This is a genomic window from Arthrobacter sp. Ld5 (genome assembly GCF_051172775.1).
GTDB lineage: Bacteria > Actinomycetota > Actinomycetes > Actinomycetales > Micrococcaceae > Arthrobacter_D.
The window spans coordinates 196,619-209,612 of sequence record NZ_JBPKBO010000016.1 but is presented as its reverse complement, the minus strand read 5'-3'; the positions used below and the strand labels follow the sequence as shown (position 1 = coordinate 209,612).

10 protein-coding genes are annotated in these 12,994 nt (G+C 72.5%); 6 read left to right on the top strand and 4 right to left on the bottom strand.

Features of this window, described 5'->3' with window-relative positions; all coding sequences use genetic code 11:
• Positions 1-37: 37 nt before the first annotated feature.
• Positions 38-1,090 (bottom strand): 3-isopropylmalate dehydrogenase, encoded by a 1,053-nt coding sequence (locus tag ACSGDB_RS07665; protein ID WP_434993949.1) that lies wholly within the window; start codon positions 1,088-1,090, stop codon positions 38-40.
• A gap of 111 nt (positions 1,091-1,201) precedes the next feature.
• Between ACSGDB_RS07665 and ACSGDB_RS07660 the strand changes: the two genes are divergently transcribed.
• The 6 genes from ACSGDB_RS07660 to ACSGDB_RS07635 all read left to right on the top strand — a co-directional run bounded on the left by ACSGDB_RS07660 (position 1,202) and on the right by ACSGDB_RS07635 (position 8,706).
• Positions 1,202-2,407, top strand: a complete 1,206-nt coding sequence (locus ACSGDB_RS07660) for a DUF7134 domain-containing protein (protein WP_434993948.1) — start codon at positions 1,202-1,204, stop codon at positions 2,405-2,407.
• Between the two features lie 39 nt (positions 2,408-2,446).
• Entirely contained in the window at positions 2,447-3,220 is a 774-nt protein-coding gene (locus ACSGDB_RS07655) for a response regulator (protein WP_434993947.1), read from the top strand.
• Between the two features lie 108 nt (positions 3,221-3,328).
• Entirely contained in the window at positions 3,329-4,105 is a 777-nt protein-coding gene (locus ACSGDB_RS07650; RefSeq protein ID WP_434993946.1) for an ABC transporter ATP-binding protein, read from the top strand.
• Position 4,106: 1 nt separating this feature from the next.
• Complete coding sequence (locus ACSGDB_RS07645) at positions 4,107-6,671, top strand: FtsX-like permease family protein (protein WP_434993945.1); 2,565 nt, start codon at positions 4,107-4,109, stop codon at positions 6,669-6,671.
• 61 nt (positions 6,672-6,732) lie between these two features.
• Positions 6,733-8,019, top strand: a complete 1,287-nt coding sequence (locus tag ACSGDB_RS07640) for a histidine kinase dimerization/phospho-acceptor domain-containing protein (RefSeq protein ID WP_434993944.1) — start codon at positions 6,733-6,735, stop codon at positions 8,017-8,019.
• A gap of 138 nt (positions 8,020-8,157) precedes the next feature.
• Positions 8,158-8,706 carry a hypothetical protein gene (locus ACSGDB_RS07635; RefSeq protein WP_434993943.1) on the top strand — a complete coding sequence of 183 codons (549 nt, stop codon included), beginning with the start codon at positions 8,158-8,160 and terminating at the stop codon, positions 8,704-8,706.
• 12 nt (positions 8,707-8,718) lie between these two features.
• Here the strand turns inward: ACSGDB_RS07635 and metG are convergent, their stop codons facing one another.
• From metG to serA, 3 genes are read right to left on the bottom strand one after another with little or no spacing between them, the layout of a single operon-like run.
• Positions 8,719-10,293 (bottom strand): methionine--tRNA ligase, encoded by a 1,575-nt coding sequence (gene metG, locus ACSGDB_RS07630; RefSeq protein WP_434993942.1) that lies wholly within the window; start codon positions 10,291-10,293, stop codon positions 8,719-8,721.
• 59 nt (positions 10,294-10,352) lie between these two features.
• Entirely contained in the window at positions 10,353-11,294 is a 942-nt protein-coding gene (locus tag ACSGDB_RS07625) for an acetamidase/formamidase family protein (RefSeq protein ID WP_434993941.1), read from the bottom strand.
• 26 nt (positions 11,295-11,320) lie between these two features.
• Positions 11,321-12,910, bottom strand: coding sequence for a phosphoglycerate dehydrogenase (serA, locus tag ACSGDB_RS07620; protein ID WP_434993940.1), 1,590 nt, complete (start codon positions 12,908-12,910; stop codon positions 11,321-11,323).
• Between the last annotated feature and the right edge of the window lie 84 nt (positions 12,911-12,994).

The window sequence follows — 12,994 nt, the reverse complement described above, 5'->3', positions numbered from 1 at the left end:
CAGTGCTCCGGCACTGGGTTAATGATGTGTAACCACCTTAGGACACGGCTGCGGCAATAGCATCGCCGACCGCTGAGGTGCTCCGCGCTCCCGTTCGCGCGGCGATGTCCTCCTCGACGGCCCGTTCGATCCGGTCCGCCTCGTCGGCGTGACCGAGGTGCTGCAGGAGGAGCGCTGCGGAGAGGATCGCGGCGGTGGGATCCGCCAGCTGCCGGCCCGCGATGTCCGGCGCCGAACCGTGCACGGGTTCGAACATGGACGGGGCGGTGCGCTCCATGTTCAGGTTCGCGGACGCGGCGAGGCCGATGCCGCCGGTCACGGCTGCCGCCAGGTCGGTCAGGATGTCGCCGAAGAGGTTGTCGGTGACGATCACGTCGAAGCGCGACGGGTCGGTCACGAGGAAGATCATCGCGGCGTCCACGTGCAGGTAGTCGTGGGCGACCTCCGGGAAGTCGGCGGCGACGGCCTCGACGGTGCGCTTCCACAGGTGGCCGGCGTACACGAGGACGTTGTGCTTGTGCACGAGCGTCAGCTTCCTGCGGCGAGCAGCGGCCCGCTGGAACGCGTCGCGGACGACGCGCTCGACCCCGTGCGCCGTGTTGAGGGACACTTCGGTGGCCACCTCGTGCGGCGTGCCGGCGCGCAGCGTCCCGCCGTTGCCGGTGTAGGGGCCCTCGGTCCCCTCACGGACGACGACGAAGTCGATCACCCCGGGATCCGCGAGAGGGCCGGGCACGCCCGGGAAGAGCCGTGAGGGCCGCAGGTTCACGAAGTGGTCGAGGGAGAAGCGGAGCTTCAGCAGGAGCTCGCGTTCGATCAGTCCCGACGGGATGCGCGTGTCCCCGGGAGCGGCACCCACCGCGCCGAAGAGGATGGCGTCGTGGCCCCGGAGCCGCTCGAGGGTGGCATCCGGCAGGGTCTCCCCCGTGGCGAGCCAGTGCTCGGCCCCGAGCGGGTACTCGGTGAGGGTGAGCCCGACGGCGTCCCCGAGCGCCGCGCGCAGCACCTTGACCGCCTCGGCGGTCACTTCGGGGCCGATCCCGTCTCCGGGAATGACGGCGAGGTCGATACTGCGGGGTGCATCAGTCATGAGCCCAGCCTAGGAAAGCGCTCCGGACGGCAACAATCCGTCCATAGGGTGAGACGGCTCCACCCTGGGTCTGATGTGCGCCGTGGTGCAGCCCGCCTAGAGTGGGACCTCATGGACATCCACCTGCGGCTGGCGCACTGGATCCGCACACATCCACGCATCATCGACGCCTGCCTGGTGGCGGCGATCCTCCTGGGGTTCGTCCTGCCCTTCGCCGCCGACGGCACCCAGGGGTACACGCTGATCGCCGTCGTGTCGGTCGCCCTGACGCTCCCGTTGATCTGGCGCCGCTCGCGCGTCGTCCTGTCGGCCGGGCTCGTCGCGGGTGTCTCCGTCCTGCAACTGCTCACCGGGATCGAACCGGTGCCGGCCCAGTTCCTCATCCTGATCACGCTGTACACCCTCGCCGCCCACGGTCCCCGCTGGGCGAGTCTCGGAGGGCTCGGGCTCGCGGTCGTCGGAACGGCGATCGGTCTGGTGCGCTACGCCTCCCTGATCGGGCTCAGCCCGGGCGGGTCGGTCCTCACCGAGGTGCCCCTGTTCCTGATCGTGCTGTTCCTCGTGGAGTCGCTCGTGCTGCTGGCCTGGACACTGGGTGATCTGTCCCGCGCACGCCGCGCGACCTACCGGGCCCTCGAGGACAGGGCGCGCCGGCTCGAGGTCGAGCGGCAGCAGGAGCGGGACCTCGCGGCGGCCGACGAACGCAGCCACATCGCACGCGAGATGCACGACATCGTGGCCCATTCCCTGTCGGTGATCATCACGCAGGCCGACGGCGCCCGGTACGCGAGCGCGCAGGCTCCGGAGGTCGCTGTCCGGACCCTCGGGACCATCGCCGACACGGGGCGCGGCTCCCTCCGCGAGATGCGGCGGCTGCTCGGGGTGCTGCGCGGGGACGAGAGCGCGTCGACCCGCCCCCTGCCGACGCTCGAGGACGTCGACTCCCTCATCCGGTCGGTGCGCCGCTCCGGGATCGGTGTCGCCTGCCGCCGCACGGGCGCACCGCGCGGCGACCTCCCGCCCGGCGCGGAACTGACCGCCTACCGCGTGGTGCAGGAAGCGCTCACCAACGTGCTCCGCCACGCAGGGGCGGCCACCACGGCGGACGTGGTGCTCGACCACGGCCCGCGCGGACTCGGCATCACGGTCGACGACGACGGCCGCGGCGCCGCCGCGGATCCCGCCACCGCGGGCGCCGGCCAGGGGATCCTGGGCATGACGGAGCGCGTGCGGCTCTACGACGGCTCCATGACCGCGGCTCCACGCCCCGGCGGCGGCTACCGGGTGGAGGCCTTCATCCCGTACACCCAGATCTGACGCGCACCCCGTTCGGCCATCCAAGGAGAGACACGCAGCATGGACAGCACCACCGAGACCCCGGCCCCCGCGGACGGTCGGCACCCGGCAGGGATCCCCGACGGCGGCGCCGCGGCGATCCGCGTCGCGATCGTGGACGACCAGCACCTCGTCCGCAGCGGCTTCGCCATGCTCATCAACTCCCAGCCCGACCTGCGGGTGGTGAGTGAGGCGGCGGACGGCGAGGCCGCGGTGAGGGCCCTGGCGAGCACGCACGCCGACGTCGTGATGATGGACATCCGCATGCCGGGGATGGACGGCATCGAGGCCACCCGGCGGATCCTCGCGGACCGCACCCCGCCGGCCGGCGGGAGCACCGGGGGCGCCGCGGCCGGTCCCCGCATCGTGGTGCTCACGACGTTCGACCTCGACGAGTACGCCCTGGCGGCCATCCACGCCGGAGCCAGTGGGTTCCTGCTCAAGGACGCACCGCCCGAGGAACTCCTGGAGGCGATTCGGACGGTGCATCGCGGAGACGCCGTGATCGCGCCCTCGACGACGCGCCGCCTGCTCGACCACGTGGCACCCCTCCTGCGGCAGCCCACCCCCGAACAGCGCGCCCACGCGGAGGCCGTCGCGCGGCTCACCGTCCGCGAGCGCGAGGTCTTCGGACTCATCGCCCAGGGTCTCTCCAACCCGGAGATCGCCGCGAAGCTCTACCTCTCGGAAGCGACGGTGAAGACCCACGTGGGACACATCCTCGCCAAGCTCCAGGCGCGGGACCGCGTCCAGGCCGTCGTCATGGCCTACGAGACGGGCGTCGTCCAGGTGTGACGGGTGGAGGCTGCGGCGGCCCTTCTCATCCCGGAGGAGGAGACTCCGCCCTGCAAGCCGGGCCCTGGCGCCGATCCGCACGGCGCCGCGCGTCCATAGCGTGGACACATGACACCATCGACGAATTCCCTCGACGCGCTGCCCGGCTCCTCGGCACCGCCCACCGGCGCCGTCTCCGCGCGGGCCGTGACCAAGAGCTACGGCACGGGTGAGACCGCTGTCCACGCCCTCCGCGATGTCTCCCTCGACTTCGAAGCCGGTCGCTTCACCGCGATCATGGGGCCGTCCGGGTCGGGCAAGTCCACCCTGATGCACTGCCTGGCCGGCCTGGACAGTATCGACGCCGGGCGGCTCTGGATCGGAGGCACCGAGATCACGGGGCTCCCCGACGCCGACCTGACACGACTCCGGCGCGAGCGCGTCGGCTTCGTCTTCCAGGCCTTCAACCTCGTCCCGACCCTCACCGCCGAGCAGAACATCACGCTGCCGGTCGCGCTGGCCGGAGGCACGGTGGACGCCGGCTGGCTGCGCCGCATCTCGGCGTCGCTGGGCCTCGACGACCGCCTCTCCCACCGTCCGCACGAACTCTCCGGCGGCCAGCAGCAGCGGGTCGCCGTCGCCCGTGCCCTGCTCACGCGGCCCGACGTGATCTTCGGGGACGAGCCCACCGGGAACCTCGACTCGGCGACGGGCGCCGAGGTCCTGGCGCTGCTCCGGCGGAGCTGCCGCGAGATGGGCCAGAGCATCATCATGGTCACGCACGACCCGGTGGCGGCCTCCTACGCCGACCGCGTGGTCCTCATGAGGGATGGCACCCTGGTGGGCGGGCTCGAGCAGTCCTCGCCCGATGCGATCCTCGCGGCGCTCGCGACGCTGGGGGGCTGACGTGCTGCAGGTAGCCCTTGCCCAGGTCCGTGTCCACGCGCGGCGCTTCCTCGCCGTCGGCGTCGCCGTCGTGCTCGGCGTCGCCTTCCTGTCCGCGACCCTCATGGTGGGCGCGACCACGACAGCCAGCCTGCAGGAAAGCGTGGGCGCCTCGTATGCGAGGGCGGACCTCGTGGTGGCCGCCCAGGACGGCGGATCCGTCCCCGCCGGGATGACCGCCGGCCTCGCGCCCGTGCCCGGCGTGGACGCTGCCTACGGCCTGGAACGCTCCTACGCCCAGCTCACCACGGGCGCCCAGACCTCGCTCGCCGTCCTGTCCACCACGGCGCCCCCGCAGCTGGAGAACGCGGTCGTGACCGCCGGGTCCTACCCCTCGGCGCCCGGCCACGTGGCCCTGGACGAGGCATCGGCTGCCCGCCTCGACGTCGTCCCCGGGGACACGGTGGCCCTCGACGCCGATGCTCCCGCCACCTCGCCCGGCCATGCCCTGACCGTCACCGGCCTCACGGAACCGAGCACGGACCCCGCCCTCGCCGGTGCGGTGCAGGTCCTCGCTTCGCCCACCGTGGTCCGGGAACCGAACGACGGCGAGACCGTGTTCCGCAGCGTGCAGCTCGCCCTGACCGCCGGAGCCGATCCCGGCGAGGTGCGCGCCGCGGTCTCGTCCGTCGTCGACGCGGCATCCTCGGAGGCCGGCGTCCCGCTGGTGGTGAGGACGGCGGAGGAGCAGACCGTCGCCGACGTCGCCGACTTCTCGAACGGCAGCGACGTGCTCACCGCGGTCCTGCTGGCCTTCGCTGCCGTCGCGGTGCTTGTCGCCGGACTGGTCGTCTCGAACACCTTCGCGGTCCTGGTGGCCCAGCGCACCCGCGAGCTGGCCCTCCTGCGCTGCATCGGGGCGGAGCGGCGCCAGATCCGCACCGCGGTGCTGGTCGAGGCCGCGATCGTGGGACTCGTGTCCTCGGTGCTGGGCGTGCTGCTGGCCACGGGGCTCATGGGCGCGCTCGTGGCCGTGGCCCGACAGACCGAGTACGGTTCCTTCGCGGTCCTCGCCGTGCCGTTGTCCGCCGTCGCCGCCGGCATCGCCGTGGGCACGCTGATGACGCTTCTCGCCGCGCTCGTGCCGGCCCGCGCCGCCACCCGGGTGGCTCCCCTGGCTGCGCTCCGGCCCGCGGCGCCGCCGGTCGCCGGAAGCGGCAGCGGTCGCGTACGGCTGGCCTCGGGGCTCGTCGCCGTCTTCGTCGGCGGGGGGCTGCTCCTTCTGGGCGCGCTGTCCGCCGCGCTCCTCCCGGCCGTCGCGGGCGGCGCCGTCTCCTTCCTGGGCGTTCTGCTCCTCGCCCCCCTGTTCGTGCCGCGCAGCGTCGCCGCCGTCGGCAGGATCGCGCGCCCGCTCGGTGTGCCCGGAGTCCTGGCCTCACTCAACGCCGTGCGCGACCCCGCGCGCACGACGGCGTCCTCGGCGGCGCTGATGATCGGCGTCACGCTCGTGACGATGATGATGGTCGGCGCCCAGACCTCCAGGACGTCCTTCGAGCGGGAACTGGACCAGACCTTCTCCGTCGACCTGGAGGTCTCCGGCACGGGCACCGGGTCGGCCGCACCGGACGGCACCCCACCCCGCGTCGACCGTGCCACCCTGCTGACCGTGGACGGCGTCCGGACCGCCGTCGAGCTCACGCCGGTGATGCTCACCGGTGCGGAGGACGGCGGGCAGGTGGTGTACGCCGTGGATCCCGCGGAACTCGCCGACGTCCTGCGGTCGGAGGCCACCCTCTCCGACGGGATGGTCCTCGCTCCCCGGACCTGGACGCAGCCGGAGGTGACGCTGGAGGGAGGCACCGGACCCGCGACGCTCCCCGTCACGGCCGTCGACGGCGCCTTCTTCCAGCCGCTGATCACCACCGACACCGCTGCGCGGCTCGGCGGCACCCCGGACGACGCCCTGTCCACCTATCTCGGTGCCGCCGGGGAACCGGCCGCGGAGACGGCGGGGCTGACCCTCGCGGACCATCTCGGGACGGCGTTCTGGCTCGGGCTCGACGACGCCGCGGACGCCGCGTCGGTGACGGACATCCAGGCGCGGATCGTCGAGGTCACGGGCGTGTCCGAGTACCAGGTGACAGGCGCGGCACTCGAACGGGCGGCGTACAACCAGGTCATCGACGTCCTGCTCCTGATCGTGACCGCCCTGCTGGCCGTCGCCGTGCTCATCGCGCTGATCGGTGTGGCCAACACGCTGTCCCTGTCCGTCCTGGAGAGACGCCGGGAGACCTCGCTGCTCAGGGCCCTCGGCCTCACCCGCGGCCAGCTGCGCGGGATGCTCGCCGTGGAGGCCGTGCTGATGGCCGGTGTGGCGGCGCTGCTCGGCACCGGCCTGGGCACCCTCTACGGCTGGCTCGGCGTGCAGTCCGCCCTGGGCGGGATGGCCCCCGTCAGCCCGGACGTGCCGGTCGGACAGCTCGCGGCCGTCCTCGCGGTGGCCGTCGGAGCGGGCCTGCTGGCCTCCGTGCTCCCGGCGCGCCGCGCCGCCCGCCTCTCCCCCGTCGCCGGGCTCGCCCACGACTGACGCCGGTCGCGGCGTCCTCACCGGAGCCTCCCCTGCCGCCTATATTGGGAGGATCGCAGTCGTGGCCGGAGAGGACGCCGTGGAGCAGGACGAAACAGCAGGGAACGACGGCGGAGCGCTCGCCGTCGTCGCCGCGTCCGGGCCGGTTGGCGAGGCCGCGTGCCGGACGCTCACCGGGGGCGGGTATCGGGCGAGGATCGTGGTGCCCGGGACGTCCGTGCTCGGCGCGATCCTCGATGCCGGGCCGGAGATCCTGCTGGTGGACCTGCCCACGGCCCTCGCCCACCTGGAGGCCGTGCAGGACATCCTCACCCGGCACCCGGCGCTCGCGACCCTGCCCGTGATCCTGCTCCTCCCCGAGGGCCGCGGCGTGCAGGTCCCGGAGGCCCTCACCCGGTACGTCTCCGACGTGGTCTTCCCTCCCGTGCACCCCGCCGAGCTCCTGCACCGCACCGGGGCGCTGATCGCACGGCGCCGGCGGGTCGGTGCCCAGCGGGCGTCCGCCGCCCGCCTGCGCGAGGACATGCGGGGGATCTCCGCCCGCATCCGCGCCACGAACGATCCGGCGGTCATGGTCGAGGCGTTCCTGTCCGGCGTCGGGCGCGCCCTCGGCGCACACCACGTGGCCCTGCAGGTCTTCGACGACGAGCGCGCCGCCGCGCTCGGCAGCAGCTGGACCGACCGCGCGGACGGGAGGCGGGCCCTGCCGGCACCCCGACGGGAGGACCAGGAGGAGGCACTCCCCCACGCGTTGGACCTGTGGGAGCACTCCAGGACCGTCCCCTTCAGTTCCGGTCCCGGCGCCATGCACGACGCCGACGGCGCGCCGGTCCCGGCGTGGTTGTTGGAGGGATCAGGGCGACGCAGCGTCCACGGCGTCGTCGCCGCACTGGGCGAGGGCGACACACCGTTCGGCCTCCTGTGGATCATGACCGAGGAGCAGCCCCTGGCGTGGTCCGGGGTGGAAACCGCCCTGACCCAGCACGTCCTCGGGAACCTGGCCCACGGACTGATCCAGGCCCAGCTCATCTCACGCCAACAGCAGGCCGTCCGGAAGCTGGAGGCGCTCGACCAGGCCCGGACCGACTTCGTGGGGACCGTGAACCACGAACTGCGCACCCCGCTCGCCTCCATCGCCGGGTACCTGGAGATGATCCTCGACGGCGCGGGCGGCGAACTGCCGCCGGAGGCGAGCACCATGCTGCAGGCCGTCGAGCGGAACACCGCCAAGCTGAGCGGGCTCGTCGAGGACATCTCCGCGCGCTCCTCCAGGGAGTCCGGGGCGCCCGGGCAGGCGGGCGCTGACCTCGTGCATCTCCTCAGCGACGGTCCTGTGGACGGGCCATGACCCAGGAGGCCGGTCGGGACGCGCCGCGGGAGTACCACGACCGGGCCACCCCGGACGTCGGACCGGCCCCAGCACGCTTCCGCTGCCGGAACACGCTGCCGTAGGGTGAGGTGCTGACATCCGATGGAAGGAACACGCATGACGAGCGCCCCGCACGGCGTCCCGGGGACCCGGCTGGACCTGGACGTCCTCCTGCCCTACCTGGACCTCCACCTCGCCGGCGCCACGAACGGCGTCCGGCTGTTCAACGCGGCACGGGTCTCCTGGGCCGGCACTCCGCACGAGGCCGAGTTCACGCGGCTGCGGAAGGAGATCAGCGAGGAGCGCACGTACCTGAAGAAGCTCATCAAGACCCTGGGGCACCGTCCCAGCCGCATCAAGATGGGCTTCGCGCGGGTGGCGTCCGTGGTCGCCGAGTTCGATCCCCTGAACCCCCTGCGCCGCAAGGCGACCGCCGGGGCGCAGCTGGAACTCGAAGCCCTCCAGTCGCTGCTCAAGGGCAAGGAGGCACTGTGGGCCACGCTCCTGGCCCTGCCGCCGGGTGCCACGGCGGGCCCCGGGCGTCACGGTCTCGACCGCGCCGCCCTCGAACGCCTGCTGGCCGCCTCGCGGGAACAGCAGGACTCCGTGGCCCGCGTCATGACCGAGACGGCCCCGGCCAGGTTCCTGGTCGAGACTCCTCGGTGACAGGACCGCCGGTCAGGCCGGAACGGGCTCCTCGTACTTGGGGAACACCGGCGTCGGCGCCGGAAGGGCCGTTCCCGGGGTGATCCGCGTCCCGAGTGCACTGAAGAGCCGCCGGGCGTCGTCGTCCGTCTCCCCCTGGCCGAGGGCCGTGAGGATCTGCCCGGCGCTGGTCGGCATGACCGGCTGGGCGAGGATCGCGACGACGCGGAGCACCTCCAGCGTCACGTAGAGCACGGTGGCCATGCGCTCCGGGTCGGTCTTCCGCAGGACCCACGGCTGCTGGTCCGCGAAGTAGGCGTTCGTCCCGCCGAGGACCGTCCAGACGGCCTCGAGGGCGCGGGAGAACTCCTGCTTGCCGTAGGCGGCGCGGCTGGCCTCCAGGAGGGCATGGGCCCGGTCGAGGATCTCCGTGTCGGCGGGGGTGAACTCCCCGGGCTGCGGCACCGCGCCTCCGCAGTTCTTCGCGACCATCGACAGCGACCGCTGGGCGAGGTTCCCGAAGTTGTTGGCGAGATCGGAGTTCATGCGCCCCACCATGGCCTCGTGGCTGTAGGAGCCGTCCGCACCGAACGGCACCTCGCGGAGCAGGAAGAAGCGCACCTGGTCCAGGCCGTACTGCTCCACCCAGTCCGCCGGGGCCACGGTGTTGCCGAGGGACTTGGACATCTTGACGCCCTTGTTGTGCAGGAACCCGTGGATCATGACGCGCTTCGGGACCTCGAGCCCGGCGGACAGGAGGAAGGCCGGCCAGTAGATGGCGTGGAAGCGGGAGATGTCCTTGCCGATCACGTGGACGTCCGCGGGCCAGAACTTGCGGAAGCGCTCGGAGTCGGTGTCGGGGAAGCCGACGCCGGTCAGGTAGTTGGTGAGCGCGTCCACCCAGACGTACATGACGTGGCGCGGGTTGCCGGGGACGGGGACGCCCCAGTCGAAGGTGGTGCGGCTGATGGAGAGGTCCTCGAGGCCGCGGCGCACGAACGAGATGACCTCGTTGAAGCGGGACTGGGGCGCGCCGAACTCGGGCTGCGCCTCGTAGAGGTCGAGCAGCTTCTGCTGGTAGGCGGAGAGCCGGAAGAAGTAGCTCTCCTCCTCGGTCCAGCTGACCTCGGTGTCGGTCTCCTTGGCGTACCGCACGCCGTCCTCGCGGACCTCCGTCTCGTCCTCGCCCCAGAACGCCTCGTCGCGGACCGAGTACCAGCCCGCGTACTTGTCGAGGTAGATGTCCCCGTTGGCCTCCATCCGCTGCCAGATGGCGGCGGCGGCGGCGTAGTGGTCCTCGTCCGTGGTGCGGATGAAGCGGTCGTAGGAGGTGCCGACGACGTCGTTCATGTCCCGGAACGCCAGCGCGTTGCGCGTGGCGAGGTCGCGGACGGGGATGCCTTCCTTGTCCGCGGCCTGCTGCATCTTCAGGCCGTGCTCGTCGGTGCCCGTCAGGTACATGACGTCGTACCCGTCGAGCCGCTTGAAGCGTGCTATGGCGTCCACGGCGATCGTCTCGTAGGCGTGGCCGATGTGCGGCACGCCGTTGGGGTAGGAGATGGCCGTGGTGATGTAGAACGAGGGCTTCTCGTCGGGTGCGGGAGTCACCCTATGAAATTACCCCGCGCGGACCGCATTTGCCCAAGCGTGCAGCCCGGCCGGGGGCTTCAGGCCGCCCCGACGGCGGCACCGACCGCGTCGAGCCCGAGCACCGCGTGGACCCCCCACGTCTGGTTCGCGATCTGCGTGACCCGGAGGTCGACGACGGCGCCCGCCAGGGCCAGCGCGGCCTTCCGCTCCAGCCCGTGCAGCAACTGCAGCCAGGTGAGCATCGCGCCGAGGGCCTCCGACGTCGCCCGGTTGAGGTCCGCGTCGAAGCCGAAGGTGATGCGCGCCGTCGGCGTCACCGCGTGGATGCCGGAGACGGGTGGGTCGCGGACGAGGTCGAGGGTGACCGTCGTCGTCATGCCGCATTCGATCGCCGTGCCGCCCACCTCGCCGTCGCCCTGGGCTGCGTGCCCGTCGCCGAGGTGCAGCAGGGCGCCGGGCACGGTCACCGGGAGGAAGAGGGTGGAGCCGGCCGTCAGCGCGCGGCAGTCGATGTTCCCGCCGCCGGCCGCGCGCGGCGGGGTCGTCGAGTGCTCGCCCGGCTCCGCGGGTGGCAGCCCCACCAGGCCGAGGAACGGCGCCAGCCGGACCACGTGCCCGTACTGGTCGGTGGCGGTACCTGCCTCCCGGTCGAGGTCCCAGAGCAGCCAGGCAGGGTCCGCTCCGTCGAGGCCGAGGCTCCGCGCGAAGGCGTCGTCCCGCCGCCCGGCGACCGTCCAGCCCCAGTCCGCGGGGTCGAGTGCGTCGAAGCGGACCGCGAGGACGTCGCCGGGAACGGCGCCGGCGACCTCGATGGGCCCGGTGAGGGCGTGGCCGCGCCGGTCCGGGAACCGGTAGCGCGTTCCCGCTCCGGGCGTGGCCTGCCGCTCCAGGTGCCCCGAGGCGTCGAGGGACTCGACGACGACGCGGTCGCCGGGCGCCACCCGGAGCACCGGCGGGGTGTCCCGCGACAGGACCTGCGTGGCGGTCGACGGCGTCGCCGGAAGGTGGTGCTCGGTCATGTGTGCCCTCTCCTGGCTGCCGGCGCTCAGTCCTGCAGGTCCACTTCCCGCGCCACGGTGGCACCGATCTCCGTCCGGATGGCGTCCAGGACGTCCTGGGGCACGGCGCTGTCCACGGTGAGGAGGGACAGCGCCTGGCCGCCCTCCTTGCTCCGGGCCACCTGCATGCCGGCGATGTTGACGTCCCGCTCCCCCAGGAGGCGGCCGAGCGTGCCGATCACGCCGGGGCGGTCGGCGTAGAGGATCACGAGGAGGTGCTCGCTGATGGGGATCTCGAGGTCGTAGCCGTTGACGCCGACGAGCTTCTCCACCTGCTTGGGCCCGGTGAGCGTCCCGGCCACGGAGATCTGGCTGCCGTCGGACAGCGCCCCGCGGAGGGTGAGGACGTTGCGGTACTCCTCGGACTCGGCGGTGGTGATGAGGCGGGAGGTGATGCCGCGCTGCTCGGCCAGGACGGGCGCGTTGACGTAGGACACCTGCTCGGAGACGACGTCGGTGAAGACGCCCTTGAGGGCGGCGAGCTCCAGGGCCTTGACGTCGAGGGCGGCGATCTCGCCCGCGACGACGATGTCGATCTGGGTCAGGGAGTCGTGCGTGAGGGCCGTGAAGATCCGGCCGAGCTTCTCCATGAGGGGGATGCCCGGGCGGACGGCTTCGTCGATCACGCCGCCGGCCACGTTGACGGCGTCGGGCACGAGCTCACCGGCCAGGGCGAGTCGCACGGATTTCGCCACGGAGATCCCCGCCTTCTCCTGGGCCTCCTCGGTGGACGCGCCGAGGTGCGGGGTCACCACGACGCTGTCGTGCGCGAAGAACGGCAGGTCGGTGCTCGGCTCCTGCACGAACACGTCGACGCCGGCCCCGGCGATCTGCCCCTGCTCCAGCGCGGTGTGGAGGGCCTCCTCGTCGACCAGCCCGCCCCGGGCCACGTTGACCACGTAGGCGGTGTCCTTCATGAGCGCGAAGGCCTCGGCGCCGAGCATCCCGACGGTCTCGGGCGTCTTGGGCATGTGGATGGTGACGAAGTCGGACTCGCGGAGCAGCTCCTCGAGGGGCACCAGGCGCACCCCGAGCTGGGCGGCGCGGGCGGAGGTGACGTAGGGGTCGTAGGCGAGGATCTGGGTGCCGAAGCCCTGGAGGCGGGCGGCGACGAGGGCGCCGATCCGGCCGAGGCCGATGATGCCGATGTTCTTCTCGTACAGCTCCGTGCCCGAGTACTTCGAGCGCTTCCACTCCCCCGCCTTGAGCGCGGAACTGGCCTGCGGGATGTTCCGGGCGAGGCTCAGGATGTGGCCGACGGTGAGTTCGGCGGCGGAGATGATGTTCGACGTCGGCGCGTTCACGACCATGACGCCGGCCTGCGTCGCGGCCTTGATGTCCACGTTGTCGAGGCCCACGCCGGCGCGGGCGATGACCTTCAGCTTCGGCGCGGCCCGGATCGCTTCCGCGTCCATCTGCGTCGCCGAGCGCACGAGGACGGCCTCGACGTCGGCCAGCGCGGCGAGCAGCTGGGAACGGTCGGCGCCGTCCGTGCTGCGGATCTCGAAGTCGGGGCCCAGCGCTTCGACGGTGGCGGGCGAGAGTTCTTCGGCGAGGAGGACGACGGGCTTGGTCACTGGGGTTCCTTCGGTGTGAGCGGGGGTGCGGGCGGGGCGGGGCGGACCGTTCGGAGGCGGACACGGCTCCGGCAGGACACCTGC

What these genes read in the sequence shown, in the direction of transcription:
- ACSGDB_RS07665 (WP_434993949.1), bottom strand. Translation starts at nt 1,090, where the DNA reads ATGACTGATGCACCCCGCAGTATCGACCTCGCCGTCATTCCCGGAGAC.
- ACSGDB_RS07660 (WP_434993948.1), top strand. Translation starts at nt 1,202, where the DNA reads ATGGACATCCACCTGCGGCTGGCGCACTGGATCCGCACACATCCACGC.
- ACSGDB_RS07655 (WP_434993947.1), top strand. Translation starts at nt 2,447, where the DNA reads ATGGACAGCACCACCGAGACCCCGGCCCCCGCGGACGGTCGGCACCCG.
- ACSGDB_RS07650 (WP_434993946.1), top strand. Translation starts at nt 3,329, where the DNA reads ATGACACCATCGACGAATTCCCTCGACGCGCTGCCCGGCTCCTCGGCA.
- ACSGDB_RS07635 (WP_434993943.1), top strand. Translation starts at nt 8,158, where the DNA reads ATGACGAGCGCCCCGCACGGCGTCCCGGGGACCCGGCTGGACCTGGAC.
- ACSGDB_RS07625 (WP_434993941.1), bottom strand. Translation starts at nt 11,294, where the DNA reads ATGACCGAGCACCACCTTCCGGCGACGCCGTCGACCGCCACGCAGGTC.